This window comes from Salinisphaera hydrothermalis C41B8 (assembly GCF_000732535.1).
Lineage (GTDB): Bacteria > Pseudomonadota > Gammaproteobacteria > Nevskiales > Salinisphaeraceae > Salinisphaera > Salinisphaera hydrothermalis.
The window spans coordinates 16,733-43,419 of the sequence record NZ_APNK01000004.1 but is presented as its reverse complement, the minus strand read 5'-3'; the positions used below and the strand labels follow the sequence as shown (position 1 = coordinate 43,419).

At 65.4% G+C, this 26,687-nt stretch carries 23 protein-coding genes and 1 tRNA gene; 20 read left to right on the top strand and 4 right to left on the bottom strand.

Features of this window, described 5'->3' with window-relative positions; genetic code table 11:
• The first annotated feature begins 134 nt into the window (after positions 1-134).
• The 12 genes from C41B8_RS04390 to C41B8_RS04335 all read left to right on the top strand — a co-directional run bounded on the left by C41B8_RS04390 (position 135) and on the right by C41B8_RS04335 (position 11,632).
• The gene (locus C41B8_RS04390; protein ID WP_037334660.1) at positions 135-1,358 is read left to right on the top strand and encodes an acyltransferase family protein; all 1,224 of its coding nucleotides are present in this window, start codon (positions 135-137) and stop codon (positions 1,356-1,358) included.
• Positions 1,359-1,403: 45 nt separating this feature from the next.
• Positions 1,404-2,798, top strand: a complete 1,395-nt coding sequence (miaB, locus tag C41B8_RS04385; protein ID WP_037334658.1) for a tRNA (N6-isopentenyl adenosine(37)-C2)-methylthiotransferase MiaB — start codon at positions 1,404-1,406, stop codon at positions 2,796-2,798.
• Positions 2,799-2,841: 43 nt separating this feature from the next.
• Entirely contained in the window at positions 2,842-3,843 is a 1,002-nt protein-coding gene (locus tag C41B8_RS04380) for a PhoH family protein (RefSeq protein ID WP_037334656.1), read from the top strand.
• A 2-nt stretch (positions 3,844-3,845) separates the two neighbouring features.
• Complete coding sequence (ybeY, locus tag C41B8_RS04375) at positions 3,846-4,307, top strand: rRNA maturation RNase YbeY (RefSeq protein ID WP_232225989.1); 462 nt, start codon at positions 3,846-3,848, stop codon at positions 4,305-4,307.
• Positions 4,308-4,375: 68 nt separating this feature from the next.
• Entirely contained in the window at positions 4,376-5,230 is an 855-nt protein-coding gene (locus C41B8_RS04370; RefSeq protein ID WP_037334653.1) for an HlyC/CorC family transporter, read from the top strand.
• A gap of 63 nt (positions 5,231-5,293) precedes the next feature.
• Entirely contained in the window at positions 5,294-6,850 is a 1,557-nt protein-coding gene (lnt, locus tag C41B8_RS04365) for an apolipoprotein N-acyltransferase (RefSeq protein WP_051883045.1), read from the top strand.
• Positions 6,851-6,937: 87 nt separating this feature from the next.
• Entirely contained in the window at positions 6,938-9,379 is a 2,442-nt protein-coding gene (gene leuS / locus C41B8_RS04360; protein WP_037334650.1) for a leucine--tRNA ligase, read from the top strand.
• Between the two features lie 21 nt (positions 9,380-9,400).
• Entirely contained in the window at positions 9,401-9,964 is a 564-nt protein-coding gene (locus C41B8_RS04355) for an LPS-assembly lipoprotein LptE (protein ID WP_037334648.1), read from the top strand.
• Between the two features lie 4 nt (positions 9,965-9,968).
• Positions 9,969-10,556, top strand: a complete 588-nt coding sequence (locus C41B8_RS04350; protein WP_037334645.1) for a nitroreductase family protein — start codon at positions 9,969-9,971, stop codon at positions 10,554-10,556.
• A 124-nt stretch (positions 10,557-10,680) separates the two neighbouring features.
• A complete protein-coding gene (gene rplM, locus C41B8_RS04345) occupies positions 10,681-11,109 on the top strand; it encodes a 50S ribosomal protein L13 (RefSeq protein ID WP_037334644.1) in 429 nt (142 codons plus the stop codon).
• 3 nt (positions 11,110-11,112) lie between these two features.
• On the top strand, positions 11,113-11,505 hold the full coding sequence (gene rpsI / locus C41B8_RS04340; RefSeq protein WP_037334642.1) for a 30S ribosomal protein S9: 393 nt from the start codon (positions 11,113-11,115) through the stop codon (positions 11,503-11,505).
• A gap of 53 nt (positions 11,506-11,558) precedes the next feature.
• Positions 11,559-11,632 (top strand) — tRNA-Gln (locus tag C41B8_RS04335).
• 1,241 nt (positions 11,633-12,873) lie between these two features.
• Here the strand turns inward: C41B8_RS04335 and C41B8_RS04330 are convergent.
• Entirely contained in the window at positions 12,874-13,440 is a 567-nt protein-coding gene (locus tag C41B8_RS04330; protein WP_037334639.1) for a helix-turn-helix domain-containing protein, read from the bottom strand.
• A 109-nt stretch (positions 13,441-13,549) separates the two neighbouring features.
• Between C41B8_RS04330 and C41B8_RS04325 the strand changes: the two genes are divergently transcribed.
• Entirely contained in the window at positions 13,550-14,779 is a 1,230-nt protein-coding gene (locus C41B8_RS04325) for a benzoate/H(+) symporter BenE family transporter (RefSeq protein ID WP_037334636.1), read from the top strand.
• A gap of 102 nt (positions 14,780-14,881) precedes the next feature.
• Here the strand turns inward: C41B8_RS04325 and C41B8_RS04320 are convergent, their stop codons facing one another.
• Positions 14,882-16,204, bottom strand: a complete 1,323-nt coding sequence (locus C41B8_RS04320) for a 2-hydroxycarboxylate transporter family protein (protein ID WP_037334633.1) — start codon at positions 16,202-16,204, stop codon at positions 14,882-14,884.
• A 176-nt stretch (positions 16,205-16,380) separates the two neighbouring features.
• On the opposite strand from C41B8_RS04320, the gene C41B8_RS04315 reads away from it, so the two are divergent.
• The 6 genes from C41B8_RS04315 (at position 16,381) to C41B8_RS04290 (ending at position 22,248) form a co-directional block, all read left to right on the top strand.
• Complete coding sequence (locus C41B8_RS04315) at positions 16,381-18,003, top strand: ATP-binding protein (RefSeq protein WP_084188484.1); 1,623 nt, start codon at positions 16,381-16,383, stop codon at positions 18,001-18,003.
• Positions 18,000-18,719: a response regulator gene (locus C41B8_RS04310; protein ID WP_037334631.1), complete on the top strand. Its 720-nt coding sequence runs from the start codon at positions 18,000-18,002 to the stop codon at positions 18,717-18,719. Before C41B8_RS04315 ends, C41B8_RS04310 begins: the two co-directional genes overlap by 4 nt.
• A 97-nt stretch (positions 18,720-18,816) precedes the next feature.
• The gene (locus C41B8_RS04305; RefSeq protein ID WP_037334629.1) at positions 18,817-19,899 is read left to right on the top strand and encodes an ABC transporter ATP-binding protein; all 1,083 of its coding nucleotides are present in this window, start codon (positions 18,817-18,819) and stop codon (positions 19,897-19,899) included.
• Positions 19,896-20,537 carry an ABC transporter permease gene (locus C41B8_RS04300; RefSeq protein ID WP_037334628.1) on the top strand — a complete coding sequence of 214 codons (642 nt, stop codon included), beginning with the start codon at positions 19,896-19,898 and terminating at the stop codon, positions 20,535-20,537. The genes C41B8_RS04305 and C41B8_RS04300 overlap by 4 nt, the downstream gene beginning before the upstream one ends.
• A 128-nt stretch (positions 20,538-20,665) precedes the next feature.
• Positions 20,666-21,286: an ABC transporter permease gene (locus C41B8_RS04295; RefSeq protein WP_051883099.1), complete on the top strand. Its 621-nt coding sequence runs from the start codon at positions 20,666-20,668 to the stop codon at positions 21,284-21,286.
• A 77-nt stretch (positions 21,287-21,363) separates the two neighbouring features.
• Positions 21,364-22,248, top strand: a complete 885-nt coding sequence (locus C41B8_RS04290; RefSeq protein WP_037334626.1) for an ABC transporter substrate-binding protein — start codon at positions 21,364-21,366, stop codon at positions 22,246-22,248.
• 43 nt (positions 22,249-22,291) lie between these two features.
• Here the strand turns inward: C41B8_RS04290 and C41B8_RS04285 are convergent, their stop codons facing one another.
• Together C41B8_RS04285 and C41B8_RS04280 are read right to left on the bottom strand one after the other, a co-directional pair.
• The gene (locus C41B8_RS04285; RefSeq protein ID WP_037334623.1) at positions 22,292-23,845 is read right to left on the bottom strand and encodes a hydantoinase B/oxoprolinase family protein; all 1,554 of its coding nucleotides are present in this window, start codon (positions 23,843-23,845) and stop codon (positions 22,292-22,294) included.
• Positions 23,842-25,818, bottom strand: coding sequence for a hydantoinase/oxoprolinase family protein (locus tag C41B8_RS04280; RefSeq protein ID WP_037334621.1), 1,977 nt, complete (start codon positions 25,816-25,818; stop codon positions 23,842-23,844). The genes C41B8_RS04285 and C41B8_RS04280 overlap by 4 nt, the downstream gene beginning before the upstream one ends.
• 160 nt (positions 25,819-25,978) lie before the next feature.
• Here C41B8_RS04280 and C41B8_RS04275 point away from each other — a divergent pair, with 160 nt between their 5' ends.
• Positions 25,979-26,545, top strand: a complete 567-nt coding sequence (locus C41B8_RS04275) for an ANTAR domain-containing response regulator (protein ID WP_037334618.1) — start codon at positions 25,979-25,981, stop codon at positions 26,543-26,545.
• Positions 26,546-26,687: the final 142 nt, after the last annotated feature.

Sequence of the window (26,687 nt, the reverse complement as noted above, 5' to 3'; positions counted from 1 at the left end):
GCGCGCTCGGTCGTTCGTCGGTTCCGTAGTCCAATAACGACGAAAAACGCGATCGGTTCCATGACGATTCATTGTGGAACCGCGCGGCCGTGGACGTCGTTACATCCGGCAAGCTTCGAACGCGAGATTTGCCCATGTCCGGTTCCTCGGCACGTATCCACGCATTCGACTCGTTGCGCGGTCTGGCGGCCTGCAGCGTGATCGTCGGCCATTTTTTCATCGTCATGCGGGGCCAGCAGGCGGCGGTCTACGATCGGTTCTTCCAATGGACACGCGTGGCCAAACAGACTCCGCTGGACGTGCTCTTCCAGGGGCATGCCGCGGTGGTGCTGTTCTTCGTGCTGAGCGGCTTCGTGCTGTATCTGCTTTTGGCGCGGGCCAAGCTGTCGATGCCGGCCTATGTGGCCAAGCGGGTGGTGCGGCTGTACGTGCCGTATCTGGCGGCGATCGTGCTCGGCATCATCGGCGCACATGCGGTAACCGGCGACACGCTGGCCGGTTTCAACAGCTGGATCAACAAGTTCTGGTCATGGCCGGTGACCTGGCCCTCGATCGGCGAGCATCTGTTGTTCGTCGGCCAGTTCAACTCCGATCGCTACGACTTCACGATCTGGACACTGGTACACGAGATGCGCATCTCCCTCGTGTTTCCGCTGATCTTTTTCATGGTGCGGCGGATGCGCTGGTGGGCCGCGCTCATGCCGTTCGTGGTCGCCAGCGCGACCATGGTGGTGCTGCGCCAGCCGGCGATACGCGAGTCCATGAACATCGCCGGTTTTGCCGCGCATGGCGGGCTGACGGCGTACGTGCTGACCGTGCACTACATGCTGGCCTTCGCCATCGGCGCGAGCCTGGCCCATCATCGCGACACGTTATTCGCGGCGTACGGCCGTCTGCCGGGGCGTACGCGAATTCTGCTGGGGGTGCTCACCTTCATGCTCTATGTCTATGGCGGCCGGGCGCTGCATATCACGGGCCTCGCCACGATGATGCCCTACGACTGGCCGATGATGGCCGCGGCCGCGTTGCTGCTGGTCACCGCGGCAGCCGAGCCGGGATTCCGGCGCGCGCTCGAGGCGCCGGTCTGCCAGTATCTGGGCCGGATTTCCTACAGCCTGTATCTGTTTCACCCGCTCGTGCTGCTGGCGATGCTGCATGGTTTTGCTGGTCGGATGCCGCTCGGCTGGCTGCTGGTGGTGACCTTCGGGCTGTGTTTCGTGGTCAGCGATCTCGCGTATCGTACGATCGAGCAGCCGGCCGTGGAATTGTCCCGGATCGCGGCCGAACGCGTCGGCGCGCTTTACCAGGCGATGACGCAACATAGATCGGCCGGCACTGCGCGCCGCTACGGCTCTTAATGCGTTAAACTGGCGGGTCAATTTCCGACCCCGACGGTTCACGCGATGTCCGAAACGGTGGAACACAGCGTCAATGCGCCCAAGGTATTCGTGGCGACCTGGGGTTGCCAGATGAACGAGTACGACTCGGCCAAGATGGTCGACGTGCTGGCCAAGGATCGCGGTGCGACCCGCGTGGGCACGCCCGAAGAGGCCGACATCATCCTGCTCAACACCTGCTCGATCCGCGAGAAGGCACAGGAGAAGGTGTTCTCGCAGCTCGGTCGCTGGAAACCGCTCAAGGACGCCAACCCCAGCCTGGTGATCGGTGTAGGCGGTTGCGTGGCGTCCCAGGAAGGCCACGCGATTCGCGAGCGTGCGCCGTTCGTGGACATGGTGTTCGGCCCGCAGACGCTGCATCGGCTGCCGCAGCTGCTCGACGACATCAACGACAACGGCGCCGGCATCGTCGATATCGCCTTTCCCGAGATCGACAAGTTCGATCACATGCCGCCGGCCCGCGCCGAGGGGGCGACCGCGTTCGTGTCGATCATGGAAGGCTGCTCCAAATACTGCAGCTTCTGCGTGGTGCCGTATACGCGCGGCGAGGAAATCTCGCGGCCATTTGATGACGTGATTCTGGAAGTCGCCGAGCTGGCGGAGCAGGGCGTGAAGGAAATCACGCTGCTGGGCCAGAACGTCAACGGCTATCGCGGGCCGATGGAAGACGGCTCGATCTGCGATCTGGCGATGCTGGTCGAGTTCGTGGCCGAAATCGAGGGCATCGAACGCATCCGCTATACCACCAGCCATCCGCTGGAATTCTCGGATGCGCTGATCGAGGCCTATGCCCGCGTGCCGAAGCTGGCCAACTATCTGCACCTGCCGGTGCAGTCCGGCTCCAACGCGGTGCTGGAGGCGATGAATCGCGGCTACACGGTCGAGCATTTCATCGAGCGCATCGAGAAACTGCGCGCGGTACGCCCCGACATCAGCCTGTCGACGGACATCATCGTTGGTCATCCGGGCGAGGGTGAGCCCGAATTCGAGGCGACCATGGATCTGGTCGAGGCCATCGGTTTCGATGCGGCGTTTTCGTTTGTCTACAGCAAGCGCCCGGGCACGCCGGCCGCGGAGATGGCCGACGACGAACCGCGCGACGTCAAGAAAGCGCGGCTCAAACGCCTGCAGGACCGCATTGCCGATTTCAATCGTCAGTACATGGCGAACATGGTCGGTACCACCCAGCGCGTGCTGGTCGAGCGCGAATCCAAGCGCGGCGGCGGCCAGATGGCCGGTCGGACCGATTCCAATCGTTGGGTGAATTTCGAGGGCCATCCGCGGATGGCCGGTCATTTCGTCGAGATCGAGATCACCGAGGCCTTGGATAATTCGCTACGCGGCCGCATAAAGACGACAGAGCCGGTCGCCGAGGCGCCGGACATGGCCGCGATCGGCTGACGAGAAGATCGCGACATACGTGCACTAACCACGCCGAGGCAATTTGGCCGACAACACCGTTAGAAAGACATTGGAGCTCGAGCCGCCCGACATGGCGCGGCTCGCGCATTTGTGTGGACCGCAGGACGAGCATCTGCGCCTGATCGAGAAGACCTTGAACGTGGCGGTGCATAACCGCGGCCATCTGTTCCAGGTCGATGGCTCGGACGCGGCCGCCGACGCCGCGATCGACACGCTCAACGAATTGTATGCGGCGACGGCCAGTGGCCCGATCGCGACCGATCGCGTTCATGTGGTCGCGCGTACCGCGGAGCAGGAGCGTGAGGACGCCGCGGCTTCCGCCGGCGCCGACGATAAGTCCCCGCGAGAAGTCGTGATCAAGACGCGCACGGGGCTTGTGCGCGGGCGCGGCCCGAACCAGCGCCGTTATCTGGCGCGGATGGCCGACAACGATCTCAACTTCGGCATCGGGCCAGCCGGCACCGGCAAGACGTATCTGGCCGTGGCGGCCGCGGTGGATGCGTTGGAATCCGAGCGCGTGCGCCGGCTCATGCTGGTGCGGCCGGCGGTCGAGGCGGGGGAGAATCTCGGCTTTCTGCCGGGCGATCTGGCGCAGAAGATCGATCCCTATCTGCGCCCGCTGTACGACGCGCTCTACGAAATGCTTGGCTTCGACCGGGTCAGCCGTCTGATCGAGCGTCAGGTGATCGAGGTCGCGCCGCTGGCCTACATGCGCGGGCGGACGCTCAACGAGGCCTTCATCATCCTCGACGAAGCCCAGAACACCACCGTTGCACAGATGAAGATGTTTCTGACGCGCATCGGCTTCGGCTCCACGGCGGTCGTGACGGGCGATATGACGCAGATCGATCTGCCGCCGTCCAAGCAGTCGGGGTTGTCGCATGCCGTGAAGTTGCTGTCGGGGATCGACAACATCAGCGTGACCCGGTTTGCCGGGCGCGACGTGGTGCGTCATCCGCTGGTGCAGCGCATCGTGGCGGCCTACGAGCAGGATACCGAGGGCGACGGCGGAGGAGCCGGCTGACGGTGATCGATTTCAATCTCGTCGCCGCGCCCGGCGTGACAGTCGACTGCGACGAACAACAGCTCATCGAAGCCCTGGCCGCGGTGCTGGACGACGCCGGCATCGAGCGCGAGAGCGACGACGTCAGCGTGGACGTTCGCCTGGTCGACGAGGCCGAATCCGCCGATCTCAACGGCCGGTTCCGCGACAAGCCCTATGCCACCAACGTGCTATCGTTTCCGGCCGATGCCCGGCTGCCGGGTTTCTTTGCGCTCGGCGATCTGGTCATCTGCATGCCGGTGGTCGAGAAAGAAGCGGCCGTGCAGGGCAAGACCGTCGTGGCACATCTGCTGCACATGGTCGTGCACGGGGGGTTCCACTTGCTGGGCTTCGACCATATCGGCGACGATGAAGCCGAGATCATGGAAGCGGCCGAGCGCCGCGTCATGGCGCGGCTCGGCTACGCGGACCCCTACGCGCAGTAGAACCCATGCGCGGGCACCGCGCCGACGACAACATCAGTGGAGAGGAGGCGGCTCGCGCCGCGTGAACCATGAGCGACGACGACGACAGCGATCAGTCTAGTCGGGGCTGGCTGCGCCAGATCGGCATGAGTCTGGCGGGTCCGCCACGCGATCGCGATGAACTGATCGAGGTGCTGCGCGAAGCCCAGGAGAACGCGCTGCTCGATGTCGATGCCCTGTGGATGATGCAGGGCGTGCTCAAGGTGTCCGAACTCCAGGTCCGCGACATTATGGTGCCGCGCTCCCAGATGGTGGTCATCGATTCCGATGCCGATGCCGCGCAGATTCTGGCCGTAGCCACCGAATCCGGCCATTCGCGGTTCCCGGTGATCGGTGAATCGCGCGACGAGGTCATCGGCATCCTGCTGGCCAAGGATATGCTCAGCCTGACCGAGTCGGACGGCGAGGATAAGGCGTTCGACCTGGCCACCGTACTGCGTCCAGCGGTCTATGTTCCCGAGGCCAAGCGCGTCAACGTGCTGCTCAAGGAATTCAAGGCCTCGCGCAACCACATGGCGGTGGTCGTGGACGAATACGGCGGGGTGGCCGGACTGGTCACAATCGAGGATGCCCTGGAACAGATCGTCGGCGAGATCGACGACGAGTACGACCAGGACGAGGGCGCCAATATCCTGCGCCAGGAAAAGAATCGTTATCAGCTCAACGCATTGACGCCGATCGACGAATTCAATCGCTACTTCGGCACCGATTTCTCGGACGACGAATTCGATACGCTGGGCGGCCTGGTGATGCACGAGTTCGGTCATATGCCCAAGCGCGGCGAAACGACCATCATCGATCGCTTTCAATTCAATGTGCAGCGTGCTGACTCGCGCCGGATTCATCTGTTCCAGATGACCGTGTTGCCCGAGGCCCCGGAGTAGGCTCGGGCCGCCGGTGATGGCACTAGCGTACGGGCCGGCGCTGATGCCCGGCCCGGTTCGGCCATGACGACGCGATTCGCGCCGATGCGGCGTCTGTTCGCCGACCTGCTGGTGCCGGGTGCGCTCGGCGCTCTGGTCACGCTCGGCTTCGCGCCTTGGAATATCTATCCCGCCACCATCGCCGCGCTGATCGGCGTGCTGGCGCTCTGGCGCTCGGTGGGGCCCGGGCGTGCGGCCTGGCGCGGCTTCGTATTCGGTGCCGCGCATTTCGGCACCGGGCTTTACTGGGTCTATGTCGCCGTTCACGACCATGCCGGTGCCCATGTCGTGCTGGCCGGCCTGGCCACAGGGGCGCTGGTGGTTTATCTCGCCTGTTTTCCGGCGCTGACCGGGGCGATCGCGGGAGCCACGAATCGGTTCGCGCCGACGCTCTGGGCGCTCGTCGTGGTCCCCGGAGCCTGGTGTCTGGCCGAGCTGCTGCGTGGCTGGGCGTTCACCGGGTTCCCCTGGTTGTCGCTGGGCTATGTCACGATCGCAGCGCCACTCAACGGGCTGGCGCCGCTGGTCGGCGTGCACGGGCTGAGCCTGGCGCTCATGATGGCGGCCGGTACGCTCTGGCTGTTGTATGCCGGAACGCTATGGGCACGGCTCGTCGCGCTGGTCCTGATCGCGCTTTTGCCGCTGCTGGTCTGGTCGGTGCCGTCGCCGGCTCACTGGACCCGACCGCTGCACAAGACGTTGCAGGTGGCGGTACTCCAGGGCGATATCGCGCCGGCGAACCAGTGGCGCCCGGCGCTGTTTGCGCCCACGCTACGCCGATACCGCGACATGACGCAGCGCACCGACGCCGCGCTGGTGGTCTGGCCGGAGCTGGCAATGCCGGTCTCGGCCACGCGGGTCGACGGTGATCTGGCGCCATTGAACGCCGAAGCGACACGGCGCGGCCAGACGGTATTAGCCGGCTTGTTCTGGCCCACGCGCGATCATCGTCATCTATATAACAGCGTACTGGCGCTGGGTGCGGATCGCGGGCGCTACGACAAGCGCCATCTCGTGCCGTTCGGCGAAATCGTGCCGGGGCCGTCCTGGTTGGAACGCCTGATCGGCGGGGACGACGGCCATGCGGTTGCCGGCGCGTCGGCGCAGCCGTTGATTCATGCGCAGGGGACGGCGCTTGGCGTCTCCATCGGCTTCGAGGACGTGTTCGGCGACGAGGTCCGCCGCGATCTGCCGGCGGCGCAATTGCTGGTCAACATCACTAACGACGGCTGGTTCGCCGGCACGACCGCGCTTGCCCAGCATCTGGAAATCGCCCGCATGCGCGCGCTGGAGAGCGGTCGGCCGCTGGTACGGGCGGCGAATGCGGGCATCAGCGCGATGATCGGCTTCGATGGCCGACTGCTGCATGTCGCGCCGGCCGGCCAGCGCGCCCGTCTGCTCGGCGCGCTGGTGCCACGCGCCGGCGCGACACCGTATGTCGCTTATGGCAACCGGCCGCTGTGGTGGGCAAGTGCGGCCGTCGTGCTGCTGGCACTGCTCGGCAGCGGGGCCCTGGCTTGGCAAACACGGCGTCAGCGCCGGCGCGATGATCGTCGTCGAACGCTGCGCGAACGCATCTGAGCGCGTGCCGATAATATCGGCGGGGCGGACAGTCGCCGGCCAAGACATTACACTTGCGCTGCCTTGCAACCGACTCATGTAGGACCGATGGACCGCAGCTACCGTTTCGCCGACATCGAAGCCGACGTCCAGCAGCGCTGGGCCGAGGCCGACGCTTTTCGCGTGGCCCGCGACGACCGCGAGAAGTTCTATTGTCTTTCGATGTTCCCGTATCCCAGCGGCAAGCTGCATATGGGGCACGTGCGCAATTACACCATCGGTGACGTCATCTCGCGCTACAAGCGCATGTGCGGCCTCAACGTGCTGCAGCCGATGGGCTGGGATGCGTTCGGTCTGCCGGCCGAGAACGCGGCGATCAAGAACGGCGTGCCGCCGGCGAAATGGACGCGCGAGAACATCGCCGCCATGCGCGATCAGCTCAAGCAACTCGGCTTCGCCTACGACTGGTCGCGCGAGATCGCAACCTGCGACCCGTCCTACTATCGCTGGGAACAGTGGCTGTTCACGAAGCTGTTCGAGAAAGGGCTGGTCTATCGCAAGGAATCGGTCGTCAACTGGGACCCGGTCGATCAGACCGTGCTCGCCAACGAGCAGGTCGTCGACGGGCGCGGCTGGCGCTCGGGCGCGATCGTCGAGCAGCGCGCGATCCCGCAGTGGTTCGCCCGCATCACCGATTACGCCGACGAGCTGCTGGACGATCTGGACAAGCTCGACGGCTGGCCGGACGCGGTCAAGACCATGCAGGCCAACTGGATCGGGCGGTCGACCGGCCTGGAAATCGATTTTGCCGTGGCCGGTCACGATGCACCGCTGACCGTCTACACCACGCGCCCGGATACGCTGCACGGCGCAACCTACATGGCGCTGGCGGCCGATCATCCGCTGGTCGCCGCGGCGGCCGACGCCGATTCCGCACTGGCGGCGTTCGTCGAGGAATGCCGGGCCGGCGGCACCGCCGAATCCGAACTCACCACGCGCGAGAAAAAAGGCTATCGCCTGCCGGTCGACGCGATTCATCCGTTGTCCGGCGATAAGCTGCCGGTGTTCGCGGCCAACTTCGTGTTGATGGGCTACGGCACCGGTGCCGTGATGAGCGTGCCGGCGCACGACCAGCGCGATTGGGAGTTCGCCAAGGCCTATGATCTGCCGATCGTCTCGGTCATCGCCGACGATAATGGCGTGCCCGGTGACGTGAGCGAAGCCGCGTTCGTTGCCAAGGGGCCGCTGGTCAACTCGGGCGAAGACGACGGCAAGGATTTCGACACGGCCTTCAACGACATCGCCGACCGACTGGAAGCCCGCGGCGTGGCGCGCCGCAAGACCCAGTATCGGCTGCGCGACTGGGGCCTGTCGCGTCAGCGCTACTGGGGCGCGCCAATCCCCATCATCCACTGCGACGAGTGCGGCGCGGTGCCGGTGCCGGAAGCAGACCTGCCCGTGGTGCTGCCGGAAGACGTCACGCCCGAAGGCGCCGGCTCGCCGCTGCCGGACATGCCGGAATTCGTGAACTGCAGTTGCCCGAAATGCGGCAAGGACGCGAAGCGCGAGACCGATACCTTCGATACCTTCATGGAATCGTCCTGGTATTTCGCGCGTTTCACCTGCCCGGACGCCGACGCCATGATCGACGACCGTGCGCACTACTGGATGCCGGTCGATCAGTACATCGGTGGCATCGAGCACGCGATCCTGCATTTGTTGTATGCCCGCTTCTTCCAGAAGCTGATGCGCGATGTCGGACTGGCCCAGGCCGACGAGCCGTTCAAGGCGCTGCTCACCCAGGGCATGGTGCTCAAGGACGGCGCCAAGATGTCCAAGTCCAAGGGCAACACGGTCGACCCACAGGCGCTGATCGAAACCTATGGCGCCGACACGGTGCGCCTGTTCTCCATGTTCGCCGCGCCGCCGGACCAGTCGCTGGAGTGGTCGGATGCCGGCGTGGAAGGCGCGCATCGCTTCCTGCATCGGCTGTGGCGGCTGGTGGCCACCCACGTCGAGGCCGGCATCGTGGCGCCGGCGGCCACCGCCGAGGGCGAGGCCGCCGAGCTGCGGCGCAAGCTGCACGAAACCATCGCCAAGGTCGGTGACGACGTCGGCCGGCGCTATACCTTCAACACGGCGATTGCCGCGATCATGGAGCTGGTCAACGCGCTGGGCCGGATCGACGATACGCCGTCGGCCGAATGGCAGGCGGTACGCCAGGAAGCGCTCGAAGCGATCGTGCGCATGCTGGCGCCGATTACGCCGCATGTTGGCGATCAGCTGTGGCGCGCTCTGGGCCGCGAGGGCCTGCTGCTCGACGCCGAATGGCCGGTCGCCGACGAGGCCGCGCTGGTGCGCGATACGCTCACGCTGGTGGTACAGGTCAACGGCAAGGTGCGTGCGCGCATCGATGTGCCGGCCGACGCCGATCGCGATACAGTGGCGCAGACCGCGCTGGCCGAGCCCAACGTGGTGCGTCATATCGAGGGCAAGGACCTCAAGAAGACCATTGTCGTGCCGGGCAAGCTGGTCAATCTGGTGGTCTGAACACCCGGACAGGGACAACACATGACCGGTCACGCTTCGTTTTCCGCCGCCGCCGCCGCGCGTCACGCCGTGTGGGTCCTCGCCGTGCTGGCGCTGTGCGCGTTGGCCGGCTGCGGTTTCCACCTGCAGGGCGCTTCGCCGTTGCCGAAAGGCATTTCGTCGATGTACGTGTCGTATCACGACAACTACCGCGTCGGCGATCCGCCGGTGGTGGCCGCGCTCAAGCAGCGTCTGCGGCGTCAGCATCTGCTGGGCGATGCGGATGCGCCGGCGCAGCTCGACATCGTCAATGTCGAGAACAGCCAGCGCGTGGTCTCGGTGAGCCCCGTCGATGGCAATGCCGCCGAATATGCGGTCACCACCCAGGTCGTGTTCAATTACAGTGTCAATGGGGCCGAGCAGCTCTCGGGTGCGACGCTGTCGACGACGCGTAATTACAGCGTGTCGGCCAACCAGCGTCTGTCCTCCGAGGGCGAGCGCGACGAGCTACTCAAGGGTATGCAACAGGATCTGGCCAACCTGATTCTGGAACGTATCGCCCAGGCCAACCAGAAACTCGACACTTCGAGCCAGGCTGGAGGCTAGAGCCATGACGGATCGCGCGGCTTTGACGGACAGTCCGGTATCGCCGGCCGAGGCTGCGGCGCTCATCCGCGGGCGTCGCACGATCGATCGCTTCAAAACGGACGAGGTGCCGGATATGGCACTCGTGCACGAAGCGATCGAGCTGGCGCGCTGGGCGCCCAACCATCACACCACCGAACCCTGGCGCTTCTGTCTCATCGGCGAGCGCACGAAGGCCGGCATCATCGAACTCAATACGCGCTTGCTGACGGCGAGCAAAGGTGCGCAAGTGGCCGAGGCCAAGCGCGAGCGCTGGCAGAGCATGCCCGGCTGGCTGGCCGTCACTTGTACCCCGAACGACGACCCGATCACCGCACGCGAGGACTACGCCGCCTGCGCCTGTGCGATCGAGAATCTCATGCTGTATCTGCATAGCGCCGGGGTCGGCACCAAGTGGGCGAGCGGGGCGGTGACGCGCGAGCCCGAGTTCCTGGAACTGCTGGATGCCGGGCCGGGGGAATACTGCGTCGGCCTGATCTGGTATGGTTACGCCCAGCGGCGTCCGAGGTCCCAGCGCCAGGCGGTCGAGAACATCGTCCGCACGCTGGACTGACGCTCGAATCCGGCAATTCGAATTCTGTTCCAACAGGGCATTGCAAAACCCCTGCGACGGATATAGAATTGCGCGCTTTCGCAGCCCGGGTCGCTGCCTCCCGCTACGGCTTACGAGTATTGCAATGAAGACGTTTTCCGCGAAGAAAGACGAGGTGCCCGGCGACTGGTACGTCGTGGATGCGACCGACAAGACGCTCGGTCGACTGGCCTCCGAGATCGCTTTTCGCCTGCGCGGCAAGCACAAGCCCGAATATACGCCGCATATGGATGTCGGCGATCACATCGTGGTGATCAACGCCTCGAATGTGAAGACGACGGGCAAGAAAGCCGAGCAGAAGAAGTACTATCGGTTCACCGGCTACGTCGGTAACCTGAAGGAAATCACGCTCGAGAAGCAGATGGAAACGCATCCGGAGCGCGTCATCGAGCATGCGGTCAAGGGCATGCTGCCGAAGGGCCCGCTGGGTCGCCAGATGTTTCGCAAACTGCGCGTTTACCCGAGCGCCGATCATCCGCATACCGCTCAACAGCCTCAGACGCTGGAGATTTAAAGCATGGCTACCGAACAGTCGTACGGCACCGGCCGTCGCAAGACCGCTTCCGCCCGCGTGTTCATCAAGCCGGGCTCCGGCCAGATCACGGTCAACAAGAAGACGCTGGACGAGTACTTCGGTCGTCCCACATCGCGCATGATCGTGCGTCAGGCGTTGGAAGCCACCGAGTCGGTTGATCGTTTCGATATCACCGTCACCGTTAACGGTGGTGGCCCGAACGGCCAAGCCGGCGCCATCCGCCACGGTCTGGCGCGTGCGCTGGTCGATTATGATGAAGGCATGCGTCCCGCTCTGCGCGCCGCCGGTTATTTGACCCGCGATGCCCGTAAAGTGGAACGGAAAAAGGTCGGCCTGCACAAGGCCCGCAAGTCGCCGCAGTACTCCAAGCGCTAAAGCGACTTGTCGATGGACGGGTCTGGTCCTGCCCGTCCATCAACTCAGGTTACTGGGGATTCGTCTAATGGTAGGACTACGGACTCTGACTCCGTCAGTGGGGGTTCGAATCCCTCATCCCCAGCCAAACAAAAGCCCGCCTCGCGCGGGCTTTTTTTTGGCTGGCGTTGCGGTCCTGATGAGAAGCCCTCGGTTCGACGAGCGCGCGCAGCGCGTGAGGACAGTCGAGCGTGCTCGACTGGGCCCGAAGGGCCGAGCGGCGAAGCCGCGAGCAATCCCTCATCCCCAGCCAAACAAAAGCCCGCCTCGCGCGGGCTTTTTTGGTTCATCGCGGATTAGCGGGGCCATGAGTCCCGGGGCGTCAGGCATGGGTAGACACGACTAAGTCATGCACCGGGTCAGCATCGCCGACCAAGGACTCGGAAACCCCTTCGCGTTTTCGCCAACCCTTGGTTTCGCGCTGCAGCGCGAGTCACGTCTCTTGCTTGCTCGGCAGATGTAACCAAGAGAAGAGCACGCGGCACGGCGCCGGCTTCGCCGGTTCACGGCGAGGCGTACTGCCGGCGGGATGCGCCCACCTAGTCGATGACGATGGTCGGGCGGGGCAGCCGCAGGTAACCCGTCTTTGAGCCAAACAAGAGCCTGATGATTGGCGGGCCGTCGACGACGAGCCCGGTTAAGCCATGAAAAGCACGCCCGAGAGGTCGTCGTGCTGTCTGTCGAAATTTATCGTGTGCCCGAGGTGAGCCTCGCGGCTCGGAACCGGGCCCCGCGACCATATGCTGCGATCGCGTTGCTTTCGAACGCCATTGTGGCCGTCGCCAACCTGCCGATCGCCGGCCGGATCATGAGTATTCGGGGGCATGCCGAATGTCGTGGAGGGTTCTGAAGAATGCAGCCCCCGTGCGCTTTTGTGCTGGGAGGAGCCAAGCGAGCGACCTGTCGGGCTTTGTCTGCGGGCACTGAAGTAATCGGGCAGGCGAGTGCCCACTACGTTAAATTACGAGGTCCGGATATGAAAAATGAGCCAGAAACGCGATCCCGCGATGTATTGCCAGTATAAAGCCGGTTTTATCGTGGAGATTTCCGTCTGGGTCGCCGCGTTACTTTGACCGAGCCAGCGATTCGTGGGCTCGGTCAAAGCAGCGAAAATTGGTGGCGCCCGGCGAAGGTCGCAAATCCTGCGCGCAGTAACGGAAGGCGGGTTGGGAGTGCCTCTGGTTTCCCGCAGGCTCAGCGTGTCTCAAGCACCGAGGTCACTGTATCACCAGAGATTGCTGTGTCATTCAGTAGAAGTACCGAATTTATGCAGATTTCGGCTCGATTTTGATAATTTGCGCGTGATTCGTGGTCGCGTTGTATCGATGATCAACGCGCATAGTGAATCAGATCGTGGGCGCGTGCCGGGTGTGAGCCCGGATTGTGATAGCGATGCGTGCGATCGGCGGCGAATTGGAGCACGTCGCCTGCGGTAAGCTCATGTATCTGTCCGCCGACCTCGATGGTGAGTTCGCCCTCGAGCATCACAACGTGTTCGACCGTGCCGGCGGCGTGCGGGCTCGATGCGCTGGATGAGCCCGGCGCGAATTCGACCGCGAACATCTCGAAGCCGAGCGCAGCATCGTAGGGCCATAACGTCTCTGTGCGCATCCCGGCGCTGTCGGCGTGCCCGCCATCGGCCGCGGCGTAATGAATCCGATCGGCGCCGCCTTCGCTCGCCGCGGATAGAAAATAGGATAGCGAGACGTCGAGACCGGTCGCGATCTTCCAGAGCGTCGCGATGGTCGGGCTCGACTCGCCGCGTTCGACCTGCCCGAGCATGGCCTTGCTGATACCGGTGCGCTGGGCGCAGGCGTCGAGGCTCAGCTCCGCGTGGCGGCGCAGCTGTCGAAGCCGATCGCCGATTGATGGCTCGGCAGACGAATTGGCACGCATGAAGCGACCTTTGTTTGCTCTGGCCGCATGATACTAAGTCACGCGCCGGAGGTGGATTCGACGAGCGTTGTGCGTTATAACGCACAAAATCTCGAGCCAACGACTCCGCATGCGCCCGCGTTTCTCATTAACGGATGTTCTCCCGCCAACCGTTGCCGGTTTTGTCGCCGTCCTGGTCGGTTATACCGGCGCGGCGATCATTGTAGTCAAAGCCTTCGAAGCGGCGGGCGCTTCGCCCAGCGTCGTCGGCAGCTGGATGACCGTGCTCGGATGGAGCATGGCGGCCAGCACGCTCGCGCTATCTCTGACGTATCGGCAACCGATTCTCACAGCATGGTCGACGCCGGGCGCGGCGCTTCTTGTGGTGGGACTGCATGGTCATTCGCTCGGCGAAGCCGTCACCGCGTTCATGCTCTGCGGCGTACTGACGCTGATCTGCGGTTTGACCGGCGCGTTCGCTCGTTTGATGGCGCATGTTCCGCGTTCGCTGGCCTCCGCTATGCTGGCCGGGGTGTTGCTGGAATTCGGGCTCGACGCCTTCACGACCGGTCAGCACGACGGGTGGATCATGGCAGCGGCGCTGACGGCCTGGTTGCTGGGCCGTCGCCTGATCCCTCGCTATGCGATGCTCGGGATGCTCGTCGCCGGCGCCATGGCCGCTTTTTTCGACGGACAACTCGGTGCGGTCGGCTTTCATGGCGTCATGGCAACGCCGAAAGCCGTAGCGCCCGTATTCTCGGTTTCAGCGCTGCTTGGCATCGGGGTGCCGTTGTTCGTGGTCACCATGGCGTCTCAGAACGCGCCCGGGGTGGCCATGCTGGAAAACGCCGGCTATCGCCCGCCGGTTTCCATGGCGCTGGTGGTCACGGGCGCCATGACACTATTGCTCGCGCCCGTCGGCGGTTTCGTGATTTGTCTGGCCGCGATCACCGCCGGTATCTGCCTGACCGACGAAGCACACGAGGATCCGGAACGACGCTATCTGGCCACGGTTTTTGCAAGCCTGGCCTATACCGTCGCCGGCGTGTTCGGCGGATCGATCGTGACCGGGCTGCAGGCTTTGCCCGATGCCTTGATCGCCATGCTCGCCGGCCTGGCGCTGCTGCCGGCCATTGCGAGCTCGCTCGCGTCGGCGATGAATACGGCAGATGAACGCGATGCGGCGACCCTGACATTTCTCGTCACCGGGTCCGGCTTGCATATCGCTGGTATCGGCGCGCCGTTTTGGGGCCTGGTGGTGGGCGCGCTGGCCTTGTGGATCTGGCGGTCGCCTCGGCGCTCGGGTGCGGTCGGGCGCTCGGCTTTACGCCGGATGCAGCGCAGAGCCAAGAGCGTCTGATATCGCGGCCGACATCGGGCCCTGCCGCGGGCGCGTGGAATCAGGGCAGAGCAAAGCCATGAGCCGCGGGCACCGTATTGGGTGCCCGCGGCCCGCGCCGACTTATTGACCGCCGAACAAAAGCGGCACGAGCAGGCTCGCGAGCAGCAGGATCAGTGCGCCGCCCAGGCGCGAGGAAATCTGCGCAAACGGCATGAGCTGCATCCGATTGGCGGCCGACAGCACGGCCACGTCGCCGGTGCCGCCCATGTTGGCCATGCACAGCCCGGCAGTGATGGCCGACTCGATCGGGTAGAAGCCCATGAACTTGCCGACTACGCCCGCGCCGACCGCGGCCCCGGCGACTACCGCGAGTACGATCAGCACATAGGTGATCGAGATCGCATCGATGACCTGACCGAGATCGGTGTAGGCGATGCCGATGCCGAACAGAAGGGCGAACGTCCAGTTGCGCGCCACGAACTGGAACCATTGCGCGGCGGCGTCGTTGATCCGACCCGGCATGAGGCCACTGATCTTGACCGCTGCGACCAGGATGATCATCAGCGCGTACGGATGCAGGGGAACCACGGCGCCGAGGATCTGGCCGGCCACATAAAACGACAGGGCGGCGACAAGGCCAATGCCCAGCAATTCCAGCGTCGGCTTGGATTGGTTTTCGGTGATTTCGACCCCGGGCATCATCTGCCCGCCGCCGGTCAGCGACGGGAAGCGTTTGCCGACGCCATCCAGCAGGCCGGCGATGATGATCGCGAAGACGTTGCCGAGCGCCAGGGCCGGTACGAGAATCGAGATGTAGTAGCTCGCCGGCTGACCGAGGAGTTGTTGGTAGATCTGGCTCATCGGCACCGCGCCGGCGCCCATGCCGCCGCCCATGATCGGCAGGGTGATCACCACGATCGCATCCTGCGCCGAAAACCCGAGGCACCAGCCCACGATGACCGCGAACAGGGCGGCAAAAGCCACCGCACTGATCAGCGGCAACGCAAAGCGCGCGCCAACCTTCACCAGAATATGCGAATCCATGCCGAGGATGCTGCCGGTGATCAGCGCCGCGATATAGAAATTGAGAAAGCCGCCGCTTTTCATGAACGTCGTCACGTTAGCTGCTACATCGGCAGGCAGCCAATGTAGATACACCAGCGTCGCGGCTGAGAAGATCGCCAGAATCGCGCCGCCGCCGAGATAAGTGCGTACGATCGGCAACCGGTCGCCGATATGCCCAAAAAGCTCGCCGAACAGCATGATCACGATGAAGGCGCCAATCATGCTCTTGGGGAGCGTATCGGTCGCGATGGCCAGGAGCATGATGGCGAAGAACAGTCCGAAGATCGGCAGGCCGAGTCCGAAGATTCGGGTTTCGGACAGATTCTCGATGAACCGTGGCACGGCGGGCGCCGACGTTGACGATGTGGTGTCGCTCATTGTTATCTCCTCGTTTATGGTTGTGTCGCGCCGGCGCCGCGATGTGGCTGCTGACCGGCCGTGACGTCAGCCTATGAGAAGACCGGCGCGGGGGAAGGGTTTCGCAAGTTGAGCAATCGTTTTGAAACTTTAAAAAGTGAACCGGTCACGGCGGACGCAAGAACGAGCCGGTGGAAATGACACCTTCGTCGCACGGTGCGGCGAGGCCGGGGACGACGCGCCGGCGCGGAATCAGCCTGGGGGCGCTGACCGCGTGTCTGGCTTTTGCGATGATCCTGTCGTCGCTGCTGCTGGCCTGGTTTCTCTTCAGCAGCCAGCTGTCGCAGACGGTCGACCGGGTACAGGGCGAGCGGGTCGAGAATATCGCCATGACCGTGGCGAGCCTGCCCCTGGTGGTAAACGCCTTGTCCGGCCCGCACGGTTACGATCCGGCGGCGCCGATCCAGCAGCATCTCGACGGCCTGCGCCAACGGCTCGGCGTGGATTTCATCGTGGTCATGGACCGTCGGGCGCGGCGGCTCACGCATCCGAACCCGTCACGCATTGGGCACCATTTCCGCGGCGGCGACGAAGGCCCGGCATTGGCGGGGCAGCATTATGTGTCGGTGGCGAAAGGAACGCTCGGCCAGAGCGTGCGTGGGTTCGCGCCGGTGAAAAATACGGCAGGCGACGTCATTGGGGCGGTATCGGTCGGCGTGACGCAATCGCGCCTGGCGCCGCTGCGAGGGGATTCCCGGCTGCGGCTGCTGGCCTGGCTCGGACTGGTGTTGTTGCTCGGCGGCGGTGGGGCGGCGTGGCTAGCAGCCACGATCAAGCGACGGCTCATGGGCATGGAGCCGGACGACATCGCCCATCTGGTGGCCGAGCATCGCGCAGTGCTCGATGCCATGCACGAGGGCGTGATCGTGCGCGACGCCGCGCATCGCGTGCGTCTTGTTAACCCGGCGGCGCGGCACCTGCTGGAAGCGGCCGGTGCGCACGCCCCGGATGTCGGCGCCCGCATGGCCGATCCGCGTCGCGATGCCGGCCGCGGCCGCCAGGATGTGGATCTCGATCTGGAAATTGGCGGGCGGCGATTCCTGGGGACGGTCCGGCCGATGGGGGCGACGTCGCCGGCCGCCGGTACGGTCATCACCTTCCGTGACAGCCGCGAACTTCAGCGCCTCGGCGAGGAACTGACCGGCGTGCGCCGCTATGCCCAGGCGCTACGGGCCACCACGCACGACTTCAAGAACAAGCTGCATGTCATTCTCGGTTTGACCCAGAACGGCGATATTCCGACGCTGTCGACCTATGTGCGCGAACTCGTGGATCTACGCGAGGCGGCGACCGAATCGCTGGTCGAGCGCGTCGCCGAACCGATTCTCGCCGGTTTTCTGATCGACAAGCAGAACGAAGCCCGCGAGCAGGCCATCGAGCTGCGCATCGAGGCCGAGACGGTCATCCCGCCGGCCGCGGGCAATTACGACGTGCACGGGCTCGTCAGCGTTCTGGGCAACGTGCTCGATAACGCCTTCGAGGCCACCGCCGACTATGACCGCCCCGTGGTGGCGCTGACGCTCGCGCTCGAGGCCGATACGCTCGCGATCGCGGTGCAGGACAACGGCCACGGCATGACCGCCGAGTGGCTGGAACGCGTGCGCGAGGCCGGCATCTCCTCCAAGGGCGAGCAGCGCGGGCTCGGGCTGCATCTGGTCGAGACGCGGCTGGCCGAGGCGGGCGGTACGCTGGCCATCTATTCCGAGCCGGAGCGCGGCACGCTGGTTGAAATCACCTGCAGCTACAGGACGGCGCCATGAATGTGCTGATCGTCGAAGATGACCCGATGGTCGGCCAGCTCAACGCGGCCTATCTGGCGCGGGTCGCCGGCATGCATCTGATCAGCCGCTGCAGCGACGTGGTGAGCGCGCTCGCCGTGCTCGAGCGCGAAGCCATCGATCTGGTGCTGCTGGACGTCTATCTCGGCCGGCGCAGCGGGCTGGAAATCGCCGAATGGCTGTATGCGCATCGGCCGGAGGTGGATATCGTGCTGATCACGGCCGCCGGCGAGCCTGAGACCGTGCGTGCGGCCCGCCGGTTGGGCGTGACCGACTATCTGATCAAGCCGTTCACATTCGAGCGTTTCGCGGATGCCATCGATGCCGCGCGCCGGCGTCGTCATGCGCTGGCCGATCTGGCGGGCCCGGTCGATCAGCGCGCGCTCGATGCTCTGTTCCGCACGCGCTCGCGTCCGAGCCTGCGGTCCGACGAGCTGCCCAAGGGGCTGACTGCGCGCACGCTCGCGCAGGTGGCGTCGGCGCTGCTGGCGGCGCCCGACGAAACCTTTGCCACGGAAACGGTCACCGAGCGTACCGGGATGTCCCGGGTTTCGGTGCGCAAGTATCTGCGGTATCTCGTGTCTTGCGACATCCTTGACGAGACCTTTGCCTATGGTCAGATCGGCCGGCCGGCGTTCGCGTATCGATGTCTGGATCGGCGTGCACTGGAACGCCTGGCCGGAATCGGCGACGATTGATTGCATCCCGCGACTATGAAGCCCCGTATGTCGATAGGCGCCGCCTTGTGTGCGACTCCTTTGTTTTATTTTTCTCTGTTGTCGACCGGATCCCGTCTTGATTGAGTTCTCCTCGGTGACCAAACGTTTTCCCGATGGCACGGTCGCGGTCGATGCGCTTGACCTGACTCTGGCGACGGGCGAGCTGACCGTGCTGGTCGGCCCGTCGGGCTGCGGCAAGACCACGTCGCTGCGCATGATCAACCGCCTCGACGAAGCCAGCGCCGGCACCATCGCCATCGACGGCGTGGACATCCGTCAGCATCCGGTGACCGAGCTGCGGCGCGGCATCGGCTATGTCATGCAGCACTCCGGCCTGTTCCCGCATCGCACCATCGGCGACAACATCGCCACGGTGCCGCGTCTGCTCGGTTGGGACAAAAAACGCGTGGCCGCCCGGGTGGACGAGCTGATCGAGACGGTCGGGCTGGAACGCGACATGGCCAAGCGCTATCCGCATCAGCTGTCCGGCGGCCAGCAACAGCGTGTGGGCGTGGCTCGTGCGCTCGCGGCCGATCCGCCGATCATGCTTATGGACGAGCCGTTCGCCGCGGTCGACCCGATCGTGCGCAAGCGCCTGCAGGACGAGTTCCTCGCGCTGCAGGCACGTCTCGGCAAGACCATTGTGTTCGTCACTCACGACATCGACGAAGCGATTCGTCTCGGCGACCGGATTGCCGTGTTCGGCGAAGGCGGGCGGCTCGCCCAGTTCGCCACGCCGAACGAATTGCTGGCCGCGCCCAAGAGCGATTTCGTGGTCGATTTTCTCGGCGCGGAGCCCCAGTTGAAGCGACTGTCGCTGTTGCCGGTGAGCGCCGCGGCCACGATCGAGGCGCCGCTGATCGCGACGGGCGCGACCGCTGCCGAGGCCACATCCGCCGCCGATACGGCCGCTACCGACTGGGTGCTGGTCGTCGACGGCGAGCGCCGGATTCTGGGCTGGCATCGCGTCGCCGACTACGCGGCCGATACGGCGCGCGCGCCGGAATCCTTCGATGCCGTGGTCGGCGCCGGCGATACGCTGCGCGCCGCGCTCGGCGCGCTCGTGATCTCGCCGCTGGGCGTGGTGGCGCGTGTCGATGCCGACGGCCGTTTTGGCGGCCTGCTGGCCCAGTCCAGCCTGCATCGGGCGCTGTCTTGATTCGCTGGGACTGGATCGGCCGGCATGCCGACGACATTCTCGCCCAGCTTCTGCAACACGTGGAGCTGACCGGATTCGCGCTGCTGTTCGGTTTCGCGATCGCTTTCCCGTTGGCGCTGGCGGCGATTCGCTGGCCGCGGCTTTACGGGCCGTCGCTGGCGGCCACCGGTGTGTTGTTCACGGTGCCGTCGCTGGCCTTGTTCATCCTGCTGATTCCGTTCACCGGGCTGTCGATGGCCACTTCGTTGATCGGTCTGACGATCTACACGTTGCTGATTCTGTTCCGCAATATCGTGGAAGGGCTGCGCGGCGTGCCGTTCGAGGTGCGCGAGGCCTCGCGCGCGCTGGGTTATTCCAAATCGCGTCAATTGCTGACGGTCGAGCTGCCGATTGCGCTGCCGGTGATCATGGCCGGGCTGCGTATCGCGGCGATCACCACCATCGGGCTGGTTACGGTCACCGCGCTGATCGGCCAGGGCGGGCTGGGGCGATTGTTCATCACCGGTTTCACCCTGCATTTCACCACGCCGCTGCTGGTGGGGTTCGTGTTGTCGATCGCGCTCGCGGTGGCCGTCGATCTGTCGTTGGCCGGGGTCCTCTGGCTGGCCACCCCGTGGAATCGGGGGCGGCGGACATGAGCGTCATGACGCGTGTTGCGCTGTTCGTGGCGCTCTGGTGGCTGGCGGCCGGCTCGGCCTATGCGCTCGGCCTGGAATCCGACGGCGCGAATACCGTGGCCCAGGTCTGGCACTGGTTCGTCGATCCGATGCATTGGCAAGGCCCGGACGGTCTGCCGCATCGCATCGGCCAGCATATCTATTACGTGGCGGTGTCGACCGCGATCGCGGCTGCCATCGCGTTGCCGGTCGGCATCGGGCTCGGCCACTACGGGCGCGGCGGGCTGCTCGCGATCAATATCGCCAATATCGGCCGCGCGATCCCGTCGTTCGGGCTGATCATCCTCATGTTTTTGCTGGTGGGTTTTGGCGTGGTGCCGGTGCTGGTCGCGCTGGTGGCCCTTGCCATCCCGCCGATGGTCACCAACAGCTATGTCGGCATGCAGTCGGTCGATCCGGCCGTGCGTCAGTCGGCGGCGGCGCTCGGGCTCACGCGCTGGCAACGGCTCTGGCAGGTGGAGTTGCCCATCGCGCTGCCGCTCATCATGGCCGGCGTGCGGACGTCGGCCGTGCAGGTGATGTCGACGGCCACGCTCGCCGCCTACGTCGGTCTCGGCGGGCTGGGGCGCTATCTGATCGACGGCCTGGCCCAGCAGCAGCTGGCGCAGGTGGTCGGCGGCGCCATCGTGGTCGCGATCCTGGCGGTGTGCACCGAGATCGGGCTGGCCGGCGTCCAGAAACTGGTGCAATCCCCCGGGCTCGCCCGCTGACGCCCCGGACAGACCGTCCGGGCAGTTTCTGTCATCATCATTTCATCGAGTTCAATCGGACGAACGGATAACAACGCATGCGCAAATTTTCTCTTCTCGTTGCCGCCGCCGTACTGGCGGGTGCGATCGCCGCGCCGGCCCTGGCCGCCGACGGCAAGCCGGTCGTGGTCGGCTCGACCAACTTCACCGAGCAGCTGATCCTCGCCAACATTTACGCCGACGTGCTGGAAGCACGCGGCGTCGACGTGAAGAAACGCCTGAATCTCGGCTCACGCGAAGTCGTGTTTCCGGCACTGAAAGCCGGGGAACTGGACGTGCTGCCGGAATATTCCGGCGCCTTGCTCGGCTTTCTGACCAACGGCAAATCCAAGGCCCATACGCAACAGGCCGTGCTCAAGGAACTGCGTCAGAAATTGCCGAAAGGGCTGGTCGCGCTCAAGGCCTCCTCGGCACAGGACAAGGACGGCATCGTGGTCACCGCCGCGACGGCCAAGAAATACCATCTCAAGACCATCGCCGATCTCAAGCCGGTGGCCGGCAAACTGACCCTTGGCGGCCCGCCGGAAACCAAGACGCGCTATGTCGGCGTACCCGGGCTGAAACAGGTCTACGGCGTGCAGTTCAAGAACTTCCGCTCGCTCGACGCCGGCGGCCCGCTCACCCAGAGCGCGCTGGCGAGCGGTGCGATCGATGCGGCGCGCATGTTTACCACCCAGGGCGTGATTCCCGATCGCGGCTGGGTGCTGCTCAAGGACAACAAGAACCTCGTGCCGGCGCAGAACATTCTGCCGGTCGCGCGCAAGGCGATTCTGACGCCGAAGATCCGCAAGGCGCTGGACGCCATCTCCGCCCAGCTTACGACCGAAGACCTCCAGCGCATGAACCAGCGCGTGAGCGTCAAGCACGACGACCCGGAAGCGGTCGCCGAGGACTGGGTCAAGCAGCACCACCTCGGCAAGTAGCAGGCCCAAGTAATGGCGGCGGCCGATAAGGCCGCCGCGGCGTTTAACGCTTGTCGGCTTCGCCCCAACCGCCACCGCCCGGCGTACGAACGGAGATGACATCGCCAGGCTCGAGCTGTCGGCTGGCCTTCGCGGGCAGCAATTCGTCGTTGAGACGATTCTCGCCGGGCTGGCCGTTACCGCCGCCGTTACGGCCGGCTGGGCCATGGCGGCGGCGATCGCTGATCAGCGACAGCGTGGCCGGGGCGAGGACTTCGATATCGCGATAGAAGCCGTCGCCGCCACGGTGCTGGCCGGCGCCGCCGGTGTCGTAAGCCAGTTCGTAGCGCGCCACGCGCATCGGGTATTCCAGCTCGAAGGCTTCGACCGGCGTGTTGAGCGTGTTGGTCATGCCGACGTGGCGGCCGGAGGCGCCGGGGCCGGCGCGCGAGGCACCCTGACCGCCACCCAGCGTTTCGTAGTAGCTCCAGTCGGCGCCGCCGATAATGAGGTTGTTCATCGTGCCCTGACCCTGTGCGGGCACCTCGGTGGCCTGGCCGAGCGCGAGCAGGACGGTATCGGTCAGGCGCTGGCTGGTTTCGACGTTGCCGGCGACCACGGCCGACGGGCGCCGGGCGTTGACGAACGAGCCTTCCGGCGCATGCAGCGAGACTGGCGCGTAGGCGCCGGCATTACCCGGCACGTCGGCGGGTAGAAGCGTGCGCAGGGCGAAATAACAGGCCGCTCGGGTGACGGTGAGTGGGCAGTTGACGTTGCCGGCCACGGCGTCGGCGGTGCCGGTGAAGTCGACATGCAGCGCATCGCCCTCGACCGTCACCGCCACCCGGATCGGGATGTCGTCCAGGGTCACGCCGTCGCCTTCGATTTCCGACTCGGCGCGATAGACGCCGTCCGGCAGCTCGGCGATCACGTGGCGCGTCCAACGTTCGGTATAGGCCAGCACGTCCGTAAAGGCCGCGCGCAGCGTTGGTTCGCCGCGCTGCTCGGCCAGTTCGCGCAGGCGCACGCCGGCCCGATGATTGGCCGCGAGCTGGGCGCGTAGATCGCCGCGCCGGACATCCGGCGTGCGGACGTTGGCGAGCACGATCGACATGATCTCGTCATTGTCGAGGCCGGCCGCCACCAGCCGCACGGGTGGGATCACCAGCCCTTCCTGATAAATCTCGCGCGAGTCGGCCGGCATGGAGCCGGGGCGCATGCCGCCGATATCCGAATGATGCGCACGGGTGACGGCATAGGCGAGGATCTCATCGTCGTCGCCCAACGTGATCGGCGAGACCAGCGTGATGTCCGGCAGGTGATTGCCGCCCGCGAACGGGTCGTTGAGCATGAACACGTCGCCGGGTACCGGGTTCTTCTCGATCACGGCCAGCACTGAATCCTGCATCGCGCCGAGATGTACCGGGATGTGCTCGGCCTGGCAGATCATCCGGCCGTTGGCGTCGGTGAGCGCGGCCGAGCAATCGCGGCGTTCCTTGATGTTGGACGAGTAGGCCCCGCGGATGAGCACCGCGCCCATTTCCTCGGCGATGCCGGCCAGGGCGCGCGCCATGATCGACAGGGTGATGGCATCGAGAGTCGGCTGGGAATCGCTCATGCGCTGTGCTCCAGGATCAGGGTGCCGGCGGCGTCGATTTCGCCATGCCAGTTCGGCCGTACCATGCAGGTGGTTTCGGCGAATTCCACGATCGCGGGGCCGACGACACGGCTGCCGCGGCCGAGCTCTTCGCGCGCGTAGACCGGGATGTCGCGCCAGTCGCCGTCGACCAGCACCGCACGCGTGTCGGCCTCGGGTTCGTGTTCCGGCGCGGCCTCGGACAGTTCGGGTTTGTCGACCGCCACGCGCGCGGTCACACGCAGGTTGACCAGTTCGATCGGGTCGTCGCGCATGGCATAGCCGTAGCGGGTTTCGTGGGCGTCGTGGAAGCGCTCGGCCAGCGCGTCCCAGTCGTCGGCGGCGACACCCAGCTCGAAGGACTGCCCGCGATAGCGCAGATCGGCGGTGCGCTCGATGTCGGGCTGATCCAGCTCAGCGCACGCCTCGGCGATCATATCGTCGTACAGCGCTTCGGCCGTAGCCGAATTGGCCGCGTCGAGCCCGCTGAGCACCGGCCGGGTCAGATCGCGGCGTACATCGGAAACCGCCAGGCCGAGCGCGCTCAGCACGCCCGAGGCCCGCGGCACCAGGATTTTGGTCATGCCGAGCTGCTCGGCGAGCGCACAGGCATGCAGCGGCCCGGCGCCGCCGTAGGCCATGAGTGCGTTGTCGCGCGGGTCGACGCCGCGGGCGACGCTGATCACGCGCAGGGCGTTGGCCATTTCGGTGTTGGCGACATCGATGATGCCGCGAGCGGTGGCTTCCGCGTCGAGCGACAGTTCGCTGCCCAGGTGTTCGAGCGCTTCGGCAGCGCGTTCGCGCGAGATGACCACGCGCCCGCCGAGTTCGGTGCCGTTGGCGATATGGCCCATGAAAACGTTGGCGTCGGTGACGGTCGCGCGCTCGCCGCCCAGATCATAGGCCGCCGGCCCCGGCTCGGCGCCAGCCGATGCCGGTCCGACGCGCAGCGCGCCGCCGGCATCGGCCCAGGCGATCGAGCCGCCGCCGGCGCTGACGGTATGCACGTTCACCATCGGCAGCTTGATCGGCACGCCGGCCACGATGCTGTCGGTGGTGGTCGGCGCTTCGCCGTTCGCGATCGGGGCGACGTCCGTGCTGGTGCCGCCCATGTCGAAGGTGAGCATGTCGGCCTCGCCGGACAGCTGGCCCAGCCAGGCCGCGCCGACCACGCCGCCGGCCGGGCCGGACAACACGCATTTCGCCGCGTTGGCTGCCGCGCTCGCGATATCGATGACGCCGCCGGAGGATTGCATGACCGTCGGCTCGGGCAGGCCGGCGGATTCCAGATGCCGGGCTAGATTGTCGAGATAACGATTCAGCCGCGGCGAGAGATAGGCGTTCGCGGTGGTGGTGGCAAAGCGTTCGTATTCGCGGAATTCCGGCAGCACCGCCGACGAGCGCGAGATATGCAGATCGGGCAGGGCAGCGGCGACGCGCTCGGCGACCGCGATCTCGTGCTCGGGGTATTCGAACGAGAACAACAGACAGATGGCGACGGCCTCGATATCGCCGGCCGCACGGATCGCCTCGATCGCGACATCGACGCTGGCCTCGTCCAGCGGCGTAATCACGCCGTCGCGGCCGGTGCGCTCGCGCACGGTGAAGCGATGTTCGCGTGCGACCAGCGGCTCCGGCGGGCGCTGCGTGAGGTCGTACAGGGCCGGGCGGTTCTGGCGGCCGATCTCGAGGATGTCGCGAAAGCCTTCGGTGGTGATCAGCGCGATTTTCGCGCCGGCGCGTTCCAGCAGGGCATTGGTGGCCACGGTCATGCCGTGGGCCAGGGCGCTGATGGCGTCGGCGTCGAGGCCGCTGGCCTCGATCGCATCGACCACCCCTTTCGATTGATCGGCCGGCGTGGAGGGCACCTTGGCGGTGATGACGCGGCCGCCGCCGATCGCCACCAGATCGGTGAACGTGCCGCCCACATCCACGCCCAGACGAAATTCACTCATGCAGTACTCCGAGTTATCGGGGCGCCGCAGCTGGCCCCATCGACGCCGCACACGTTAGTGCGTTTCGCCAGGGGAGCGCCAGCCGGCCGGGCGTCTTGTCGCGCCGATACGGCACGTGCATTGCAAGGTTGGAGTCGATGTCTTCAGCCGGCATGCCCGTATGCGTGTGCTTCTCGTCGATCGCCATTCCGCCCGCCTGTCGACCCTGCGCGCCGTCATCGAGGACGCAGGGTTCGACGTGGCCGCCGTCGTCAGCGACCAGGACGATCTGTATGCCGCCGTCGAGCGTCTGGCGCCGGATGCCATCATCGTCGGCGCCGATTCGCCCTCGCGCGACGTGCTCGACGACGTCGCGACGCTGGGTCGCTCTTATCCCAAGCCCTTGCTCATGCTGTCCTCGCAGGACGACCGGCGACTGATGGCCGAGGCATCGGATGCCGGGATTGCGGCCTATGTCATGGAAGGGCTGTCGCCGGCGCTGGTGCGCTCGCTGGTGGATGTGGCCGTGCGCCAGTTCCAGCAGGTGCAGAACCTGCGCGCCGAACTCACCGCCGCCCGCGAGACGCTGGCCGATCGCCAGGTCATTCATCGCGCCAAATGCCTGTTGATGGAGCACGAATCGCTGAGCGAGCAGGACGCCTATCGCGCGATGCGGCGGGTGTCCATGGATCAAGCCCAGCCTATGGTCGAGATTGCGCGCCAGATCATGCAGCGGGCCGTCGATTGAGGTATTGCACCAGGACGAGGCTGCCCGAGGTCGCAGCCGTGCCGATGCACAGCCGGAGTGCATGACGCTCGTCCTGGTGGCTGCGGTGATATTCGAACGATTAGCCAATCCTCTGATTGCGCTTGAAAAATCGATTGGAAAG

Coding starts and splice junctions, on each gene's coding strand:
- C41B8_RS04330 (WP_037334639.1), bottom strand. CDS start 13,440: ATGCGTGCCAATTCGTCTGCCGAGCCATCAATCGGCGATCGGCTTCGA.
- C41B8_RS04320 (WP_037334633.1), bottom strand. CDS start 16,204: ATGAGCGACACCACATCGTCAACGTCGGCGCCCGCCGTGCCACGGTTC.
- C41B8_RS04355 (WP_037334648.1), top strand. CDS start 9,401: ATGACCGGTCACGCTTCGTTTTCCGCCGCCGCCGCCGCGCGTCACGCC.
- C41B8_RS04290 (WP_037334626.1), top strand. CDS start 21,364: ATGCGCAAATTTTCTCTTCTCGTTGCCGCCGCCGTACTGGCGGGTGCG.
- C41B8_RS04310 (WP_037334631.1), top strand. CDS start 18,000: ATGAATGTGCTGATCGTCGAAGATGACCCGATGGTCGGCCAGCTCAAC.
- C41B8_RS04275 (WP_037334618.1), top strand. CDS start 25,979: ATGCGTGTGCTTCTCGTCGATCGCCATTCCGCCCGCCTGTCGACCCTG.
- leuS (WP_037334650.1), top strand. CDS start 6,938: ATGGACCGCAGCTACCGTTTCGCCGACATCGAAGCCGACGTCCAGCAG.
- rpsI (WP_037334642.1), top strand. CDS start 11,113: ATGGCTACCGAACAGTCGTACGGCACCGGCCGTCGCAAGACCGCTTCC.
- C41B8_RS04390 (WP_037334660.1), top strand. CDS start 135: ATGTCCGGTTCCTCGGCACGTATCCACGCATTCGACTCGTTGCGCGGT.
- C41B8_RS04325 (WP_037334636.1), top strand. CDS start 13,550: ATGCGCCCGCGTTTCTCATTAACGGATGTTCTCCCGCCAACCGTTGCC.
- C41B8_RS04350 (WP_037334645.1), top strand. CDS start 9,969: ATGACGGATCGCGCGGCTTTGACGGACAGTCCGGTATCGCCGGCCGAG.
- C41B8_RS04285 (WP_037334623.1), bottom strand. CDS start 23,845: ATGAGCGATTCCCAGCCGACTCTCGATGCCATCACCCTGTCGATCATG.
- C41B8_RS04280 (WP_037334621.1), bottom strand. CDS start 25,818: ATGAGTGAATTTCGTCTGGGCGTGGATGTGGGCGGCACGTTCACCGAT.
- lnt (WP_051883045.1), top strand. CDS start 5,294: ATGACGACGCGATTCGCGCCGATGCGGCGTCTGTTCGCCGACCTGCTG.
- C41B8_RS04295 (WP_051883099.1), top strand. CDS start 20,666: ATGCATTGGCAAGGCCCGGACGGTCTGCCGCATCGCATCGGCCAGCAT.
- C41B8_RS04315 (WP_084188484.1), top strand. CDS start 16,381: ATGACACCTTCGTCGCACGGTGCGGCGAGGCCGGGGACGACGCGCCGG.
- rplM (WP_037334644.1), top strand. CDS start 10,681: ATGAAGACGTTTTCCGCGAAGAAAGACGAGGTGCCCGGCGACTGGTAC.
- miaB (WP_037334658.1), top strand. CDS start 1,404: ATGTCCGAAACGGTGGAACACAGCGTCAATGCGCCCAAGGTATTCGTG.
- C41B8_RS04370 (WP_037334653.1), top strand. CDS start 4,376: ATGAGCGACGACGACGACAGCGATCAGTCTAGTCGGGGCTGGCTGCGC.